At 65.9% G+C, this 17,080-nt stretch carries 17 protein-coding genes; 12 read left to right on the plus strand and 5 right to left on the minus strand.

Going from position 1 to position 17,080, the window contains the following annotated elements:
• Positions 1-6 precede the first annotated feature (6 nt).
• The 4 genes from LPA34_RS05990 to LPA34_RS06005 form a co-directional block, all read right to left on the minus strand.
• Positions 7-897, minus strand: coding sequence for a quinoprotein dehydrogenase-associated putative ABC transporter substrate-binding protein (locus tag LPA34_RS05990; protein WP_228975966.1), 891 nt, complete (start codon positions 895-897; stop codon positions 7-9).
• 101 nt (positions 898-998) lie between these two features.
• On the minus strand, positions 999-1,412 hold the full coding sequence (locus LPA34_RS05995) for a c-type cytochrome (RefSeq protein WP_228975969.1): 414 nt from the start codon (positions 1,410-1,412) through the stop codon (positions 999-1,001).
• Positions 1,413-1,590: 178 nt separating this feature from the next.
• Positions 1,591-3,408, minus strand: a complete 1,818-nt coding sequence (locus LPA34_RS06000) for a methanol/ethanol family PQQ-dependent dehydrogenase (RefSeq protein WP_228975971.1) — start codon at positions 3,406-3,408, stop codon at positions 1,591-1,593.
• Positions 3,405-3,551, minus strand: coding sequence for a hypothetical protein (locus LPA34_RS06005; RefSeq protein WP_228975973.1), 147 nt, complete (start codon positions 3,549-3,551; stop codon positions 3,405-3,407). The genes LPA34_RS06000 and LPA34_RS06005 overlap by 4 nt, the downstream gene beginning before the upstream one ends.
• A gap of 364 nt (positions 3,552-3,915) precedes the next feature.
• Between LPA34_RS06005 and LPA34_RS06010 the strand changes: the two genes are divergently transcribed.
• From LPA34_RS06010 to LPA34_RS06050, 9 genes are all read left to right on the plus strand, one after another.
• Complete coding sequence (locus LPA34_RS06010) at positions 3,916-4,302, plus strand: 4a-hydroxytetrahydrobiopterin dehydratase (RefSeq protein WP_228975974.1); 387 nt, start codon at positions 3,916-3,918, stop codon at positions 4,300-4,302.
• 169 nt (positions 4,303-4,471) lie between these two features.
• A complete protein-coding gene (locus tag LPA34_RS06015) occupies positions 4,472-5,515 on the plus strand; it encodes a beta-ribofuranosylaminobenzene 5'-phosphate synthase family protein (protein ID WP_228975976.1) in 1,044 nt (347 codons plus the stop codon).
• Between the two features lie 109 nt (positions 5,516-5,624).
• On the plus strand, positions 5,625-6,551 hold the full coding sequence (locus LPA34_RS06020; protein WP_228975978.1) for an NAD(P)-dependent methylenetetrahydromethanopterin dehydrogenase: 927 nt from the start codon (positions 5,625-5,627) through the stop codon (positions 6,549-6,551).
• Positions 6,552-6,564: 13 nt separating this feature from the next.
• Complete coding sequence (locus LPA34_RS06025) at positions 6,565-7,800, plus strand: ATP-grasp domain-containing protein (protein ID WP_228975980.1); 1,236 nt, start codon at positions 6,565-6,567, stop codon at positions 7,798-7,800.
• Positions 7,781-8,806 (plus strand): methenyltetrahydromethanopterin cyclohydrolase, encoded by a 1,026-nt coding sequence (gene mch, locus LPA34_RS06030; protein ID WP_228975982.1) that lies wholly within the window; start codon positions 7,781-7,783, stop codon positions 8,804-8,806. The genes LPA34_RS06025 and mch overlap by 20 nt, the downstream gene beginning before the upstream one ends.
• The gene (locus tag LPA34_RS06035; protein ID WP_228975984.1) at positions 8,803-9,807 is read left to right on the plus strand and encodes an ATP-grasp domain-containing protein; all 1,005 of its coding nucleotides are present in this window, start codon (positions 8,803-8,805) and stop codon (positions 9,805-9,807) included. Before mch ends, LPA34_RS06035 begins: the two co-directional genes overlap by 4 nt.
• The gene (locus LPA34_RS06040) at positions 9,794-10,705 is read left to right on the plus strand and encodes a triphosphoribosyl-dephospho-CoA synthase (RefSeq protein WP_228975986.1); all 912 of its coding nucleotides are present in this window, start codon (positions 9,794-9,796) and stop codon (positions 10,703-10,705) included. The genes LPA34_RS06035 and LPA34_RS06040 overlap by 14 nt, the downstream gene beginning before the upstream one ends.
• A 196-nt stretch (positions 10,706-10,901) precedes the next feature.
• A complete protein-coding gene (gene fae / locus LPA34_RS06045) occupies positions 10,902-11,411 on the plus strand; it encodes a formaldehyde-activating enzyme (protein WP_228975988.1) in 510 nt (169 codons plus the stop codon).
• Between the two features lie 114 nt (positions 11,412-11,525).
• Positions 11,526-11,948 carry a hypothetical protein gene (locus tag LPA34_RS06050; RefSeq protein ID WP_228975990.1) on the plus strand — a complete coding sequence of 141 codons (423 nt, stop codon included), beginning with the start codon at positions 11,526-11,528 and terminating at the stop codon, positions 11,946-11,948.
• Between the two features lie 93 nt (positions 11,949-12,041).
• On the opposite strand, the gene LPA34_RS06055 is transcribed toward LPA34_RS06050, so the two are convergent.
• A complete protein-coding gene (locus LPA34_RS06055) occupies positions 12,042-12,566 on the minus strand; it encodes a dihydroneopterin aldolase (RefSeq protein ID WP_228975992.1) in 525 nt (174 codons plus the stop codon).
• Between the two features lie 421 nt (positions 12,567-12,987).
• On the opposite strand from LPA34_RS06055, the gene LPA34_RS06060 reads away from it, so the two are divergent.
• From LPA34_RS06060 to LPA34_RS06070, 3 genes are read left to right on the plus strand one after another with little or no spacing between them, the layout of a single operon-like run.
• Complete coding sequence (locus LPA34_RS06060; RefSeq protein WP_228975993.1) at positions 12,988-15,120, plus strand: sigma-54-dependent Fis family transcriptional regulator; 2,133 nt, start codon at positions 12,988-12,990, stop codon at positions 15,118-15,120.
• On the plus strand, positions 15,117-15,716 hold the full coding sequence (locus LPA34_RS06065; protein ID WP_228975995.1) for a flavoprotein: 600 nt from the start codon (positions 15,117-15,119) through the stop codon (positions 15,714-15,716). Before LPA34_RS06060 ends, LPA34_RS06065 begins: the two co-directional genes overlap by 4 nt.
• Positions 15,695-17,077 carry a DUF6513 domain-containing protein gene (locus tag LPA34_RS06070; protein WP_228975997.1) on the plus strand — a complete coding sequence of 461 codons (1,383 nt, stop codon included), beginning with the start codon at positions 15,695-15,697 and terminating at the stop codon, positions 17,075-17,077. Before LPA34_RS06065 ends, LPA34_RS06070 begins: the two co-directional genes overlap by 22 nt.
• The last annotated feature ends 3 nt before the right edge of the window (positions 17,078-17,080 follow it).

The raw sequence follows: 17,080 nt of genomic DNA on the forward strand, positions 1-17,080 counted from the left end.
GGCACTTCATTGCGAAGCGGTCGGCGCGCTCGCGACCGGCAGTATCGGCACCTGGAAGCTCGTGAGAATCTTGTCGATCTTGTTCTGGTTCGCACCGATCCACTGATCGACCTTGGTATTCCACGTTTTCTCGCCGTAGCGCGTGCCCATCGAGATCTCATAGTCGAAGCGGATGCCGGGTGTCGGCGGGAACGGCACGAGTTTCACCTTGTCGCCCTCGCGCTTCGCGAAGTAGCCCGCGATCGGCCCCCACAGGAACACCACGTCGACGTTGCCCGCGACCAGATCGTGTTCGATCATCTCGCCCGGAAACGCAGCAGGATCGCCGCTTTGCGCCTGATACGACACAGCCTGGTCAATCAGGTTGTTGCCGAGCAGCCAGTCGACGGCCGGCGTCTGCGAGAAAATGCCCAGACGCAGCTTGCTTAATGTCCCGGGCGGCAGCTTCAGCAGATCGCTGGGTGTATTGATGCTCGCCAGTTCCGGGCGGTTCGAGAACACCATCGCGTACGTGGAATGCAGATACGGACGCGTTGTCGCCGTCATGTCGTAGCCTTTCGGCACGCCGATGACCAGATCGCACCTGAAGTTTTCCGTATCGGGCACCTTGTCGCGCAACGTGTGCCGCACAAAGCCCATTCGCTGCGGAAAATACGTGTATTCGAGCTTGTAGCCGAAATCGCTCGCCATCTGCGCGGCGATATGGTTTTCGTAGCCTTCACCCTTGTTGTTCGACAGGGGCATGTTGTTTGGGTCCGCGCAGACGCGCAGCACGCCGTCGTTGCCATCGTTGTTCGGCAAGGGCGGATCGGCGTACGCGGCATGCGCCGCCAGTCCTGCACAGCACAACGTGGCGACGCGCGCGAGCGCGAGCGGGCCCTGCTTGCGATCAGCCATCGATACCTCCGGGAGAACGGGACGAGCGGCTCACGAGGCACGACACAACACTCACATACGTTGTATCGCCTGTTATATCGCGCACTGCTTCATGTATTGCTTCATTTGGCATCGATGGCCTGCAGATCGCCGGGGTTGATCTTGCCGTCGGAACGGCCCTTCAGATACGCATACAGATTTTCCCAGTTCTTCTGCATCATCGTGCTGGTGCTGAAATCCGGCATGCCTTTATCCACGCGTCCGCCAAATACGGTGCGATGGAATTCGGTCTTGTCGAGCGTCTTGAATGCGTCGATCAGCGAGGGGCCGACGAGGCCTTCCTGCTTCGCGCCGTGACACCGTTCGCACGCGAGCGCGCGCCACGTTCTCCATCCCTGCAAGGTATCGGCATCGACCTTGTTGCCGTCGACGACCTTGTAAGCCACCGGTTTCATCGCCCCGCCGCTGGTCTGGGCAAAGGATGCGGGCATCACGACGAGTGTCATCGCGAGCGGCAGGAAAAATCGGCCTTTCATGCGTTCGTCTCCATCGGTTTATGGGTTTCGCGCGCATGCCTCTGTGCGGCACGCGTCGCGAAACGAAATTACTCCGGCCAGCAGCATATATGTCGTGCCGCTACCGCTGACGCCGCCGCGCAACCCTGAACCGTTGCGCGGCGGGCGTCGTTCCTCACTTCATCGTCCAGGCATACGATCAGCCGTTGCCGCCTGGAATGGCGAACACGAAGAGCGTGCCGCCGAGTGCCGTGTACTTCGCCAGTTCGCGATAGCCGCCGACCGCGCCGAGACCTTCCGTCGATTTCTGGAGGCCCGCGGCCATGCCGATACCCGCCCAGCCGCCGATGCCCGAATAGACGCCGACGAACTGCTTGCCCTGGTACTCGTACGTAAACACGTTGCCGATGATCCCGGACGGCGTCTTGAACTTCCACAGTTCCTTGCCATCCTTGATGCGCACGGCCTTGATATAGCCTTCAAGCGTGCCGTAGAACGCTATGCCGCCAGCCGTCACGAGCGGGCCCGACCACACCGAGAACTTCTCCGGCTTCGACCAGACAATCTTGCCCTTCGCCGCATCCCACGCGATGAAATTGCCCATCGCGCCGTTCTCGTTCGGACCCGGATACATCGACAGCGTCGCGCCCACGAACGGCTGACCGGACACGTAGTCGACATCGAACGGCTCGTAATCCATGCAGACGTGGTTGGTCGGCACGAGGAACAGCTTCGACGCGGGGTCGAAGGCCGCCGGCTGCTGGTCTTTCGAACCGAGCGCGGCCGGGCAGATGCCCTTGACGTTGTGATCCGGACCGGCTTTCTGCGTCGAGTAGGCCGCGTCGCGCACCGGCAGGCCCGATTTCACATCGACGCTGCTGGCCCAGTTCACCGCCGGGTCGAACTTGTTGGCAACCAGCAGCTGGCCGGTCACACGATTCAATGTGTAACCAAAGCCGTTACGGTCGAAGTGGACGAGTGCCGGGGTCGTCTTGCCGCCGATCGGCAGGTCGACGAGGATCATTTCGTTGACGCCGTCATAGTCCCATTCGTCGTGCGGGGTCATCTGGTAGACCCACTTCGCCATGCCGGTGTTCAGGTCACGCGCGAAGATCGACATCGACCACTTGTTGTCACCGGGACGTTGCGACGGGTTCCATGTACCCGGATTGCCGGTGCCGTAGTAGACAAGGTTGAGCTTTGGATCCCATGCGTACCAGCCCCACGTGGTGCCGCCGCCCAGCTTCCACTGGTCGCCCTTCCAGCTCTTGAGCGACGAATCCGCGCCGACCGGCGTCATCTTGCCGTCCGACCACGTCATCGTCTTGTCGGGATCGATCAACATTTCCGAGTCAGGGCCCGTGCTGTAGGCCTTCCAGACCTCCTTGCCGGTCTTGATGTCATACGCGATCAGACGGCCGCGCACACCGAACTCGCCGCCCGAGATGCCGGTGATCACCTTGTCGCCGAATACGTGCGGCGCGTTGGTGTTGGTTTCACCCGCTTTCGGATTGCCGTTCTGCGCGGTCCAGATCACATCGCCCGTCTTCGCGTCCAGCGCGACGAGTTTCGTATCGGCCTGCTGGAGGAAGATCTTGCCGTCGCCGTAAGCGAGGCCGCGATTGACCGTGTCGCAGCACATCACCGAAATCACCTGCGTGTCCTGCTTCGGCTCGTATTGCCAGATGAACGTCTGATCCTTCAGGTTGATCGCGATGACCTTGTTAGGAAACGGCGAGTGGATATACATCGTGTCGCCGATGACGAGCGGTGAGCCTTCATGACCGCGCAGGACGCCAGTGGACATCGTCCACGCAACCTGCAGCTTGCCCACATTGCTTTCGTTGATCTGCTTGAGTGGACTGTAGCGGTGATTCGAGTAATCGCCCGCCTGTGCCGCCCAGTTCGATGGGTTCTTGATCAGCGTGTCGAGCTGCGGATCGGCCTGTGCAACAAATGAATTCAGGGCCGTCGCCGCTACCACCGCCAGTCCGAGAACCAGGGTGCGTACGTTCATGTCTCCTCCAGATTGATGAAGCCGTCCGATTCGTCAATGACCGCGCTACCGTGTCGCACCGAGTGCGCCTGGCTCGGATACGGGTAACGACCGTGCTTCGCCTGATTCGTCGCCAGGTTCTTGCTTCCGGAGAGCGTTTGCATATTCCATGCCGGAACAGGGCTAACGCGCCTGGCACGCGCGTTTCGCCGCGAAGTGACACAGCCGCCCGCCGCTGGCGACACACGATCATTCGGATTGCGACACATACTGTGTCAAATACGCGATTTGTCATGCGTGCTGATTCGCTCGCAAGCACATGCTGTCATGCGGCGACGCAGCATGACCGATCGCCGGCACCTGCCTGTCCCCTATGCAGCCTCACGCAAGGCCGGTGCAGCGGCATGTTTCACGCATCGACCGGGGCGAGCGAAAACACGGCTGCCGGGGGGGGGCGCCGCCGCACGACTGGCGCGCTGCTTGCAGCCCTTTCAGATTCAACCTGCCGATACGACGGAGACCCGCACCATGACTCAAGCTGAACACGTGTATTCCGACGAGGAGATCCAGCAGCGCCTGCAGGGTCCGTTGCAGCACTGGTACCTCGACGATGGCTGGCTGCGCCGCAAGTTCAAAACGGAAAGCTGGAAGGGCACGCTGATGGTGGTGAACACCGTGGGCCACCTGGCCGAAGCGGCATGGCATCACCCGGACCTGACCGTTTCGTATGCGTTTGTCGTCGTGAAGCTGAAGACGCATTCGGCCAAAGGCATCACCGACAAGGACTTCGCGCTCGCCACGAAAATCGAGGAAGTGATCCAGTGGCAACCCGGCCTCGAAGGCGGTCCGCTCGAAGGCACGCCAGCAGACGACCAGCGCTTTCGCTACATCAAGTACGACGCGCCGAAGGCCTGAGCGCCACACGCCCGCGGACAACGACGTCCACGGCTCTGGTACGGCTCTTGCCTTGCAGTTTCCGGCGTGCTGTCCGCGTGACACGCGAGATGCGAGGCGATCCGCGCGTGGCGCGGGTCTTCGCCGGTCCGGACGCCGCCCGCACCCCTGCCAACGAGGAACGCTCACGATGCAGAGTCAATCCGGAGGCCTTGCCCCGCTATCGGCCGTGACGGTCGACGCGCCCGCGCGCCTGCATCTCGGCTTTCTCGATCCGAACGGATCGCTCGGCCGCGCGTTCGGCAGCGTCGGTCTCGCCATCGACGAACGCAGCACGCGCGTGACGATGCGGCTCGCCGACGCCATGCGCATCGAAACCACCCGTGGCGATGCCGCGCACGCACGCGTCGAACGCTACGTGGAGACGCTGCGCGCCGCGTGGGACGGACCCGCCGTCGCTATCGATGTCCAGCGCGCGCCGCGTGCGCACACGGGCCTCGGTTCTGGCACGCAGCTCGCCCTTGCGATCGGCACGGCTTACGCGCGCCTCGCCGGCCGGTCGCCGGGCAGCGCGGAAATCGCACGCATGCTGGGGCGCGGCGCGCGCTCGGGCATCGGCACGCTCGGCTTCGATCACGGGGGCTTTCTGGTCGACGGCGGACCCGCGCAGGCGCACGATCCGGCGGGCCACGTTCATACCGAAGCGCCGCCGCTACTGTTCCGCCAGCCGTTTCCGGACGCATGGCGCATCCTGCTCGTCGACGACACCACGCGCGAAGGCCTGCATGGCGACGCCGAAAAACGCGGCCTCGCCTCGCTCGCGCCGTTTCCGCAGGCGCTCGCCGCCCATCTGTGTCATCTCGTGCTGCTGCGCATTCTGCCCGGCGTCGCGGAAAGCGACTTCGACGCCTTCGCCGACGGCATCACCGAAATGCAGCAGACGATCGGCGAATATTTCGCGCCGGTGCAGGGCGGCGTGTATTCGAGCCCCGCCGTCGCCGCCGCGCTCGAAGCGGTCGCGGCGCGGCAGACGGCCGGCATCGGCCAGACCTCGTGGGGGCCGACCGGTTTTGCGTTCGTGCGCAGCGCGGAAGAAGCCGCGCACGCGCTCGCCACGGCCCAGCACGCGACGCGCGGCAGACCCGGCATCGCGTGTTCGATCGTCACGGGCCGCAATCGCGGCGCGACGCTGCGCGCCGTCGACCTGCAGCAATGCGGAATCGGCACGCCATGACACGTCCCGGTTTCAGCGCCGCCCTTCGCGGTCCGCACACGTTGCGCCCGACCTGTTCCGTCGTCCCGCCGCACCGCGCGTGACGCCCACCTGAAACGAGCCTACGCCCATGTCCGAAGCCACTGAAAGGCCTTACATCCTGCACATGTTCACGGCCACGCCGCAGATGAGCCCGTTCGACGTCAACATGGCCGCCGACGCCGGCTACCAGATCGTCGTGCCGTACTGCAACGTCGGCGAGGAGAGCGTTGTGCAGCTCACCCAGGACGCCATCTTTTCGCGCGGCCCGAAGGGGGTGTCGCGCACCGGCATCTTTATCGGCGGACGCGACGTGATGCTGGCCGCCGACATGCTCGACCTCGCCCGCCAGGCGATGGTGCCGCCGTTCGAGGTATCGGTATTCGCGGACCCGAGCGGCGCCTACACCACGGCGGCCGCACTGGTCGCGCTCGTCGAGCGTCATCTGAAGAAGGAGCACAAGACTGAACCCGGCGGCAAGCGCGTGCTGATCCTGGGCGGCACGGGCGCCGTGGGACGCGTCGCGGCGGCGATGGCGGCCTCGCTTGGCGCGGACGTCGTGATCGCGAGCCACACGAGCCGCGCGCGCGCCACCCAGGTCAGCGACGAAATCAACCGCCGCTTCGACATCGCGACCTCGGGCGTGGCGGCCGGTTCGCCCGCGGACCTGCACGCGGCGCTCGCCCGCGCGGAAATCGTGTTCGCGACGGCCGCAGCGGGCGTGCAGCTGATGACGCCCGCCGATCTCGCCCACGCGAAGCACCTGCTGATCGCCGCCGACGTCAACGCGGTGCCGCCCGAAGGCATCGCGGGCGTGAACGTCATGGACGACGGCAAGCCGCTCGCCGGCGCCGCGCGTCACGACGCCATCGGTATCGGCGCGCTCGCGATCGGCAACGTCAAGTATCAGGTCGAGCACCGGCTGTTCGTGCGGATGCGCACGGGCGGCAAGCCGGTCTATCTCGGCTTTCCCGAAGCGTTCGACGAAGCCCGCGCGATCGCATCCGGCAGCGCCTGAGCGGATCGCGTTCATGTCATCGACGGGGTCGTCGTCGCGCGCCATGAGGCCAGCGCTTGCGCGCTCGCCGTACGTCGCGGTCGTGGGACTGTCGGCGCGGATGCTGGCGCAATCGGCGGCGCGCGCCGGGCTGAACGTCGTCGCGCTCGATATCTTCGGCGACCGCGATACGCGGCAGCACGCCGGCCTCTGGTTCGATATCGGCGACGGCAGCGGCGCGTTGCGGATCGATCGCGAACGGCTCCTCGACGCGCTCGCGCGCGTGGCGCGCATCCCTCATCTGCTGGGGTACATCGCGGGCAGCGGCATCGAACCGCTTGTGCCGCGCCTGCAGCGCGCGCCGCACATGCCGCATTTTCTCGGCAACAGTGACGCTGCGTGCGCCGCCGTGCGCGACCCGCGGCGCTTTTTCCCGCTGCTGGATGCGCTCGATATCGCGCATCCGGCGGTGTCGTTCGCGCGGCCCGCCGACGGGCCGACCGGCTGGCTCGTCAAGCATGCGCACGGCTGCGGCGGCACGCATATCGAGCCGCTCGACACGTCCGCGCGAAACGAAGCCGTTACCGGGACCTATTTCCAGCGCCTCGTTCCCGGGCAACCGATGTCGGCGCTTTTCGTCGCGGCGCGGCGCGAAGCGGTTGTCATCGGTTACGCGCGGCAACTCGTCGTGAAAGCGGGCCCGCTGCCCTTCGTGCATGCGGGATCGACCGGTCCCGTCGAGTTGCCTCGCAGCGTCGCCGGAACGCTCGACGCGACGATTCGCGCGATCGTTTCGCGTGCCGGGCTGACGGGCCTGAACAGCATCGACTTCATGCTCGACGGCGAATCGGTGCAGGTGCTCGAAATCAACGCACGTCCGTCCTCGACGATGGCGCTGTACGAAACCGTCTGGCCCGGACAATGGCCGCGTGGCCTGATCGCCTGTCACATCGACGCGTGCCTGCACGGCACCCTCCCCGACGCCGCACCGCCCGATCGTGCCGGACCGCGCGCCGGCCAGCGCGTGCTGTTCGCGCCGCACGGCTTCACCGTCACGCAGGCGTTCAGCGATGCCTGCCTCGACGATCCGGTCTGTCGTGATGTCCCGCAGCCGGGCACGCGCATCGAAGCAGGCCAGCCGGTCTGCACGCTGTTCGTCACCGCGCCCCGCGCCGACGACGTCCCGCGCGCGCTGGAACGCGAACGCGCGCGCCTCCTGCAACGCATTGCAACCTGTCGCGAGTCCGCCCATGACGTCATCCCCGGCTGATCCTTCCGGCACGCCGCCCGCGCCCGCGCTGAGCGTGAACGCACTCAGCGCGCCACTCGTCGCGCAGCTCGTCGACGAAGCGGCGCAACTGCGCGTCGCCGTGTCGCGCACCGATGCGGGCACCGTCATCGTCGATGCCGGTATCGAGGCGCCGGGCAGCATCGAGGCCGGCCTGCTGGTCGCGCGCATCTGCATGGGCGGCCTCGGACACGTCACGACGCACATGAACGCCGACGCCGCGCCGTTCTGGCCCGTCACGATCGACGTCCGGACGTCGTCGCCGGTGCTGGCCTGCCTCGGCAGCCAGTACGCCGGCTGGAGTCTCTCGGCGACGAAGGAACAGACCGGCGGCAAGAAGTTTTTTTCGCTCGGCTCGGGGCCGGCGCGCGCGCTGGCGGGCAAGGAGGATCTGTTCGCCGGACTCGGCTATCGCGACCGGCACGACCGTGGCGCGCTGGTGCTCGAAGTGGATCGCCTGCCGCCGCCCGTCGTCATCGACAAGGTCGTGCGCGACTGCGGTCTCGCGCCAGAGCGGCTGACACTGATCGTCACGCCGACACACGCTGTGGCGGGGACGGTACAGGTCGTCGCACGCGTCGTCGAAGTTGCGCTGCACAAGACGCACGTGCTCGGCGTCGATCTGCACGAGATCGTCGAGGCGAGCGGCGCGGCGCCGCTGCCGCCGCCCGCGCCCGACGGCATTCAGGCGATGGGCCGCACCAACGACGCGATCCTGTACGGCGGCCGCGTGCATCTCACCGTGCGGCAGGATGCGGTTGCGAGACGGCTGGCGACGGAGTTGCCTTCCTCGAATGCACGCGACTACGGGCGACCGTTCGCGGAGATCTTCGCGTCGTTCAACTACGACTTCTACCAGATCGACGCGGCGCTCTTCGCGCCCGCCGAGGTGTGGGTCAGCAGCCTCGAAAGCGGCGCGACGTATCACGGCGGAAGCATCAACGCGGCGTTGCTGCAGGCGCAATGGGGCGCGAGGCCGGCGCCATGAGCGACACGCCCGCCATGACCGGCCTGCGCGTCGCGATCATGACCGACGAAACTGGCTGGCACACCACGCGGCTAAAGCGCGCGTTTCGCGCGCGCGGCGTCGAAGCCCGCTGCGTCGATCTCGCCGGTTGCCGCATCGATACGACATGGGCGCCGTACGGACTCGCGCTGCCCGGCTTCGGCCATGCGCTGCCCGATGCGGTGTTCGTGCGCGGCATCGCGGGCGGCACGTTCGAACAGGTGACGCTGCGCCTCGGCATCCTGCACGCGCTGCGCGAGTGCGGCGTGCCCGTCTACAACGATGCGCGCGCGATCGAACGCAGCGTCGACAAATCGATGACGAGCTTCCTGCTCAACCGTCACGGCGTACCGACGCCGCCGACATGGGCCGCCGAATCGACCGTGTACGCCCAGCGCGTGCTGATGCGCGAGGCCGCCGCGGGCCGCCAGGTCGTGCTCAAGCCGCTGTTCGGCTCGCAGGGCAAGGGCCTGCGACGGCTCGGCGCCGGCGCTCAGGGCCAGGATGGCGGCACGCTCAAACCGCTGCCGCCGCTCGGCGCGTACCGGCATGTGGCGTATCTGCAGCGCTATGTCGATGGCGGCGCGCATGGCTTCGACTGGCGCGTGCTCGTGGTCGGCGGTCGCGCCGTCGCGGCGATGCGGAGAACGGGCGGCAAGGGCTGGATTCACAACTTCGCCCAGGGCGCCGCCTGCGAGCCCGCCGCGCTCGACGACACGCTCGCGGGTAGCGCCGTGCGCGCCGCCGTGGCGCTCGGGCTCGACTACGCCGGCGTGGATCTGATCCCCGATCCCGACAATGCGTCGCGCCCGCTCGTGCTGGAAGTCAACGGCGTCGCCGCATGGCGCGGCCTGCAATCGGTGACATCGCGCGATATCGCCGCCCTGCTCGTCGACGACCTGCTGGATCGCAAGCTCGCCGCCTCGCGCGATGCATCGATCGACGTCCTGCCGCTCGCAGGCGGCGCTCATGCAGGCCGCTGACGAGATCGTGCGCGCCCGCGCGCGCGCGGCGTTCCTGCGCGCCTGCCGGCTCGACGTGGAGACGGCGAAGCCCGGCAACGTCAGCGTCGAAAGTGCCGGACACGGCATGACGTCAACCCAGTTCATCGAAAGCGCGACAGCGGCGGCGAACGCGCTGTTTAACCGCGGTGCGGCAATCGGCCCGCGCATTTTCGATGCGGTCACGCTCACGCGCGCGCGCGTCGCGTGCAATACGAATCTCGGCATCGTGCTGCTGGTCGCGCCGCTCGCCGCCGCGCTCGAATCGACGCCCGCGCCGCACGATGCCGCCCATGCCGCCGCCTGGCAGCGCGCCACCGAAGCCGCCCTCGCCGCGCTGGATATCGACGACGCCCGCGCCGCCTACCGGGCGATCGCGCTTGCGAACCCGGGTGGCCTCGGCGATGCGCCCGAGCAGCCAGTCCACGCCGAACCGACGGTATCGCTGCGCGAGGCCATGACGCTCGCCGCCGCGCGCGACAGCATCGCGCGGCAATACGCGGAAGGCTTTCGCGACGTGTTCGAGATCCGCGCCGCCGCGGCGCGCGAATGGCCGCGCGAAACACCGGCAAGCGTCGTCACGCTCGATGTGTATCTCACCTGCCTGAGCCGCTGGCCCGATTCGCACATTGTGCGCAAACACGGTGAGACGGTGGCGCAAAGTGTCACGCGAGAAGCACAGCGTCAGCACGCGCAATGGCGCATCGCGCGCGAGGAAACGCGCGGCGCGGAAGATGGAATCGCCGCAAACGCACTCGCGCGCTGGGACGCCGAACTGAAGGCGCGCGGCATCAATCCGGGCACGAGCGCCGACCTGACGGTCGCCACGCTCTTTGTGGCCGGCGTACTCGACGACGCCGGACCCGCAACCGGCACATGACAAACCCGTAGCGGACGCATGACGGACACGACCGCGTGATGCAGCGCACCACGCATGCGGATCGGGATTGGCACGGAACATGTTAGGAACACCTGGCTTAGCGTGGCGCTCATCCACGTCTTGCGCGGCCGTTGTTGCGGCGTCGCGAGTTGAACGCAGTCCGACACATCGTGTACACAATCACTGGAGGAACAGCATGGCCAAGATCAACCGTGTCATGGTAGGAGAGTCGCTGGTCGGCGACGGCAACGAGGTCGCGCACATCGATCTGCTGATCGGACCGCGAGGTTCTGCTGCCGAGACGGCGTTCTGCCACGCGCTAACGAACAACAAGGACGGGTTCACGTCATTGCTGGCGGTGATCGCGCCGAATCTGCTCACCAAGCCGAACACCGTGATGTTCAACAAGGTGACGATCAAGGGTGCGAAACAGGCCGTGCAGATGTTCGGCCCGGCGCAGCACGCGGTTGCGCTCGCGGTGGCCGACTGTGTCGAGGACGGCACGATCCCGAAGGACGAGGCCGATGACCTGTTCGTCTGCGTCGGCGTCTTCATCCACTGGCAGGCCGACGACGACAAGAAGATCCAGGAGTACAACTACAAGGCGACCCGCGAAGCGCTCCAGCGCGCGGTAGCCGGCGAACCCAGCGCGGCGGAGGTGGTCGCGAAGAAGGCGGGTGCGGCGCATCCGTTCGCGCCCAACTGAGCGCCGGCCGGGCGCCCAACCGGGCGGCAGGCAGCGCGCCAGAGCCGCGGCGAGACCCGCATCGAGCCTCGCCGCGGCGAACGCAGATCGATGCATTGACAACGAGGTTCCGGCATGACTTCACCCTGTCGCGCCCTGCTGGTGCTCGCGTGCTGCGCGCTGGCTGTGGCGCCGGCGGTATCGTTCGCGCAGAATGCTTCGGCGACCGGCGCGCACGCGGCGCAAGGTCACGACTATCCCACCCAGGGACGGGTCGAATACGTACTCAGCTGCATGGACGACAACGGCCACGATTTCGCCAACGTCTACAAATGCTCGTGCGCCATCGACCATATCGCGGCGGTGCTGCCCTACGACGATTTCGTCGATCAGTCGACGTTCGCGAAGTACGCGACGCTTGGCGGCGAAGGCGGCGGAGAATTCCGCATCGACCTGGCGCGGGCGCAGTCGAAGAAATTCCTTACCCTGCAGGCAGAGGCCTATCGCGCCTGTGGTGTCAGCAAAACCGCGGCGGCCGCGGCGCCGGCGAGCAAATAACGCAAACGCGTGCGGACTCCGGCGGCGCGCGGGTCGCCACGCCGTTTCACGTCATGCCATGTCGTTTCATCACACGGCATGATGAAGCCGTGCCTAGTCGGGAATCAGACCCTTGCCGAGCGAAACCCACGTCGCATTCGCCGTGCCCCGTGCATCGCGCCGGCGCTCGATCAGCACGCCGACCGATTCGACGTCGTCGAATTTGCCCGGTTTCGCGAGTGAAACCCGCACCCAGTGCGCGCCGAAATCCGCGATCAGCAGTTGCGCGACCTGTTCCGCGAGCGCTTCGAGCAGTTGCACGCCGTGCGTTCTGAGCAGACCGTGCAGCGCTTCGCGCACCGCTGCATAGTTGATCGTGTCGTCGATGCGGTCCGTTACACAGGCGCGGATCGACGGCACGCCGATCGCGAGGTTCATCCGCACCGGCTGCGGCGCGTGCAGTTCCGACGTGTCAATGCCGATCACCGTCTGGCCCGTGAATCCTTCGATATAGACGATGTCCATGGGCGCCGCGACCTCATCCATCGTCGAAAATCCGGTGTCGGTATGCTGCATCGCGTCGGAAATCCGGGAAACCGCGGAAAAACCGCTATGGCGAATCGCGTCGAAACGGTCCATGGTGTGTCCTCTGGCATGTGAGAAACCGCGCATTCCGGCGGATCAGGCAACCTTCGGACGCACGCCGGACACAATGCGCCGTTTATGACGCACAAACCGGAACACAACGCCGGATCGTTCGGCTTCCAGAAGGGTGCTGCACAGCAAAGCAAATTCCGGGCGCACACACGCATATTGTTGCGACTAATGATTGAACACTGCCGCTATCGGTTGTAGAGTTTGAAAGGGTGAGGCCGACGTTTGCAGGCACTCGCTGCAATATGAACATTCACCCGCAGTTGCGGAACAGGATAGGCCTGGTTGACGCGCATGCGTGCCCCGAGACACAGCAGCGCGAGGGGGAACCTACATAGATACGCGCCGGGGAGGCGCCACGCAACGTGCGTGGTGCACGCGCCGGACGCCACGGAGACAAGGCCCCATGTCGTTGCTTGCAGACATCAACATGCATGTCCGGGAAGTGCTCAACACCGTCAATCACCAGGTGGCGACGCGGCCCACCAGTGCCTCGGTGGCGCAGTCATGGACGCGCTGCCTGAACGAATTCAGGCTCGATCCCGCGCATTTCGTGATGCCGCCCATTCTCACGCAGCAGGAACTGGCCGCGCGGCGCGAAGCCGCGAGCGACCTGATCGCCTGCTCGAAGCTCGAAATGACCACGCTGTACCAGCAGCTCGCCGACCCTGAACTGGCCGTCGTGCTGGTGGACGCGGAAGGTGTGATCGTGCATCAGGTGTCGTCGGTGCCATTTGGCGAAACCGTGGCCGCCGACGGCCTGCGTGTCGGCGCGCTATGGAGCGAGCGCGAAGCCGGCACGAACGGCATGGGCACCTGTCTTGCCGAACGCGAATGTATCGCGGTTTACCAGCACGAACACTTCTATCCGCGTTACACGTCGCTGACCTGCTCGGCCGCGCCGATCTTCGACGATCAGGGCGCGGTTGCCGGCGTGCTCGACGTGACGAGCCGCTCGAAGCTGTTGCAGCAGCATTCGCTGGTGCTCGTCGGCATGTCGCGGCAGATGATCGAAAACCGCCTGATCGACGCGCGCTACCGTCGCGCGCACATGATTCATTTTCATAGCCGGCCTGAGTTCGTCGGCACGTTGCATGCCGGCAAGCTCGCCGTCAGCGACGAAGGCGTCGTGCTGGCCGCGAGCCGCAGCGCCCTCTTCCAGCTCGATTTCCGGTCGCACGCGGAACTGGTCGGCAAGCGCATCGAGGAAGCGTTCAACTCCTCGCTCGAGGACATGCTCGCACGCAGCATCCGTGGCTCGTTCCATCCGGTGACCGTGTACAGCGCGAACGCCAACAGCCGCTTTTTCCTGATCGCGCAGACGCCGCGCGACGCCACCAGCACCGCGACGCGCATCCTGATGACCGATCCGGGCGCGCGCGAATATCCGTCCGCCGCACGCAGCAGGAGCGTCAAGCCGCGCGACAGCCGGGAAGTCCGCGAGGCGCGGGATGCCGGTAACGTCCGCGATCAGGCTAACCGGCTCGACAAGCTCTCGCATCTGGAATTCGGCGACCCCGGCATGGCTTCGCAGATCCAGCTCGCCGCACGTGTGATCCAGCGAAAGATTCCGATCATCCTGCGCGGACAGACCGGCACCGGCAAGGAAGTGTTCGCGAACGCGCTGCACAGCATCAGCCCGAACAGCGCGGGCGCGTTTGTCGCGGTGAACTGCGCATCGCTGCCGGAGAACCTGATCGAAAGCGAACTGTTCGGCTATCGCGCGGGCGCGTTCACGGGCGCGCAGCGCGAGGGACGGCGCGGCAAGATCGTGCAGGCGAACAGCGGCACACTCTTTCTCGACGAAATCGGCGACATGCCGATGGCGCTCCAGGCGCGCCTGCTGCGTGTGCTCGAAGAACACGAAGTCACGCCGCTCGGCGCGGAAGTCACCGTCAAGGTGGATTTCCAGCTGATCAGCGCGAGCCACCGCAACCTGATGGAACTCGTGCAGAACGGCATATTCCGCGAGGACCTGTATTACCGGCTGAACGGCATCGAAATCAATCTCCCCGCGCTGCGCGACCGTGCCGATGCGCTCGCGCTGATTCACCACATCCTCGAAAGCGAAACGGACGATCCGCCCACGCTCAGCGCGGAAGCCCAGCGCGCGCTGCTCGGTTACGCGTGGCCCGGCAATATCCGCCAGTTGCGTCACGTGCTGCAGATGGCAATGGCGCTATGCGACGGCGGTGAAATCCGCTGCTCGCATCTGCCCGCGGATATCTGCGGCGGCGTTCCCGGTGCCCCCGGCACGATGGGCACCACGAACGCGTACAGCGCGCCAGGTCTTGCCCGCGCAACGGGTTTGTCCGGTGCCGCCACGCCCCCGCATGCGGCCGACGACGCCGACACGTCCACGCTCAACGCCATCCAGCTGAAAGAGCGTGAGACGGTGCTGGCGCTCCTCGACGAACATCGCTGGAACGTCAGCAACGTCGCGAAGGGGCTGGGCATCAGCCGCAACACGCTGTACCGGAAGATGCACCGGCTGCAGATCCGGCTCTCCCACGACGGGTCTTCGCCTTCCGACGCATGAACGCACCCACGCCCGCTCGCCGGCTCGACGAGTTCAAGCCCGACGCGCGGTTTGCGTGGTGCGTGACCGGCTCGGGTCACATGCTCGAGGAATCGATCGACCTCGCGCGCCAACTGCCGGGCGTCGACCTGTTCCTGTCGGCCGCGGGCGAGGAAGTCTTGCCGCTCTACGGCTGGACGATCGCGAAACTGCGCGAGCACTTTCGCGTGATGCGCGACAACAGCGCGAGCAGCGTGCCCGTCGGCATGATCTACAACGGCGAATATCACACCGTCATCATCGCGCCCGCGACGAGCAATACCGTCGCCAAATGTGCGTTCGGCATCTCGGATACGCTGCCGACCAATCTCTTCGCGCAGGCCGGCAAGCAATGTGTACCTGGCATTGTTTTCGCATGCGATACGGCACCGAGCGTCATCACGCAGACCCCGCACGAGTGGGTCGAGGTGCGGCCGCGTGCGATCGAACTGGAGAACGTCGAGCGGCTCGCGCGCATCGAGTACACGACGGTGGCGCGCTCGCTCGATGAGCTCAGGGCCGCGCTCGAACAACGATTAACCCACCTCAGGCTTGCATGGACCACATCGTCTTCCTGACCGGCAGACTGGCCGAGAAAAGCCTGAAGCAGGTGCTGGAAGGCATGGCGCCCACGCCGTTCACGTGGGAAATCCGCGAAATCGGCTTGCAGGTCGCCGGCCTGATGACCACCGACCTGATCCTGCGCCGCGTGCCGAGGCCGCTTGGCGCGAACCGGATGATCCTGCCGGGCCGCTGCCGTGGCGACCTCGACGCGTTGCGTACGCACTATGACGTGGCGGTCGAACGCGGTCCCGAAGAGGTCAAGGACCTGCCGCAGTTCTTCGGCCGCGAAGCCCGGCACTTTGACCTGAGCCGTCATGACACCGCGATTTTCGCGGAGATCGTCGATGCGCCGAAGCTCGATCTCGACGGCATCGCGGCGCGCGCGAAACATTACGCCGCTCAGGGCGCGGACGTGATCGACATCGGCTGCCTGCCGCAGACGCCGTTCCCGCATCTCGAAGACGCCGTGCGCATGCTGAAGGAGCACGGCTATCGCGTGAGCGTCGATTCGATGCAGACCGACGAACTCGTGCGCGGCGGCCGCGCGGGCGCCGATTATCTGCTGAGCCTGAATCTGGATACGCTGTGGATCGCCGATGAAGTCCCGGCGACGCCCATTCTGGTCGCCCGCGAGCCGCGCGATCCGGCCTCGCTCGACGCGGCCATCGAAGCGTTAAGCCGGCGCGGCCGCGCGTTTCTCGCCGATCCGGTTCTCGATCCGATCCCGTTTGGCCTCGCCGCTTCGATTGCACGCTATGTCGGGCTGCGCGAGCGCTATCCGCATATCGACATCATGATGGGCATCGGCAACGTCACGGAATTGACCGAAGCCGATACCAGCGGGATCAACGCGGTGCTGCTCGGCATCGCGGCCGAACTCCACGTCAGTGCGGTCCTGACGACCTCCGTCAGCCTGCACGCGCGCAGGGCGATACGCGAAGCGGATGTCGCGCGGCGCGTGATGTACGCGGCCCGCGAAGCGCAGGTGTTGCCCAAGGGCATTTCCGGCGAGCTTTCCGCGCTGCACGCAAAGCGCCCGTTCCCCTACGACGCGAAGGAGATCGATGAAGTGGCGAACGCCATACGCGATCCGAATTTCCGCGTGCAGGTCGCGACTGATGGCATTCACGTCTATAACCGCGACGGCCATCAAACCGCCGGCGATCCGTTCGCGCTGTACCCGGGCCTCAAGCTCGAAACCGATGGTGGTCACGCGTTCTATATGGGCGTGCAGCTGGCGCGCGCTGAAATCGCGTGGCAACTCGGCAAACGCTTCGATCAGGACAAGGCGCTCGACTGGGGCTGCGAAGTCGATCGCCCCGAGGAAGACCTCAGCGCATGGCAGGCACCGGGCGCGACAGTCAAAAAGCGCTAGGAC

Source organism: Paraburkholderia gardini (assembly GCF_907164575.1).
Lineage (GTDB): Bacteria > Pseudomonadota > Gammaproteobacteria > Burkholderiales > Burkholderiaceae > Paraburkholderia > Paraburkholderia gardini.

Coding starts and splice junctions, on each gene's coding strand:
- LPA34_RS06015 (WP_228975976.1), top strand. CDS start 4,472: ATGCAGAGTCAATCCGGAGGCCTTGCCCCGCTATCGGCCGTGACGGTC.
- fae (WP_228975988.1), top strand. CDS start 10,902: ATGGCCAAGATCAACCGTGTCATGGTAGGAGAGTCGCTGGTCGGCGAC.
- LPA34_RS06060 (WP_228975993.1), top strand. CDS start 12,988: ATGTCGTTGCTTGCAGACATCAACATGCATGTCCGGGAAGTGCTCAAC.
- LPA34_RS06055 (WP_228975992.1), bottom strand. CDS start 12,566: ATGGACCGTTTCGACGCGATTCGCCATAGCGGTTTTTCCGCGGTTTCC.
- mch (WP_228975982.1), top strand. CDS start 7,781: ATGACGTCATCCCCGGCTGATCCTTCCGGCACGCCGCCCGCGCCCGCG.
- LPA34_RS06070 (WP_228975997.1), top strand. CDS start 15,695: ATGGACCACATCGTCTTCCTGACCGGCAGACTGGCCGAGAAAAGCCTG.
- LPA34_RS06005 (WP_228975973.1), bottom strand. CDS start 3,551: ATGCAAACGCTCTCCGGAAGCAAGAACCTGGCGACGAATCAGGCGAAG.
- LPA34_RS05995 (WP_228975969.1), bottom strand. CDS start 1,412: ATGAAAGGCCGATTTTTCCTGCCGCTCGCGATGACACTCGTCGTGATG.
- LPA34_RS06020 (WP_228975978.1), top strand. CDS start 5,625: ATGTCCGAAGCCACTGAAAGGCCTTACATCCTGCACATGTTCACGGCC.
- LPA34_RS06040 (WP_228975986.1), top strand. CDS start 9,794: ATGCAGGCCGCTGACGAGATCGTGCGCGCCCGCGCGCGCGCGGCGTTC.
- LPA34_RS06000 (WP_228975971.1), bottom strand. CDS start 3,408: ATGAACGTACGCACCCTGGTTCTCGGACTGGCGGTGGTAGCGGCGACG.
- LPA34_RS05990 (WP_228975966.1), bottom strand. CDS start 897: ATGGCTGATCGCAAGCAGGGCCCGCTCGCGCTCGCGCGCGTCGCCACG.
- LPA34_RS06065 (WP_228975995.1), top strand. CDS start 15,117: ATGAACGCACCCACGCCCGCTCGCCGGCTCGACGAGTTCAAGCCCGAC.
- LPA34_RS06025 (WP_228975980.1), top strand. CDS start 6,565: ATGTCATCGACGGGGTCGTCGTCGCGCGCCATGAGGCCAGCGCTTGCG.
- LPA34_RS06010 (WP_228975974.1), top strand. CDS start 3,916: ATGACTCAAGCTGAACACGTGTATTCCGACGAGGAGATCCAGCAGCGC.
- LPA34_RS06035 (WP_228975984.1), top strand. CDS start 8,803: ATGAGCGACACGCCCGCCATGACCGGCCTGCGCGTCGCGATCATGACC.
- LPA34_RS06050 (WP_228975990.1), top strand. CDS start 11,526: ATGACTTCACCCTGTCGCGCCCTGCTGGTGCTCGCGTGCTGCGCGCTG.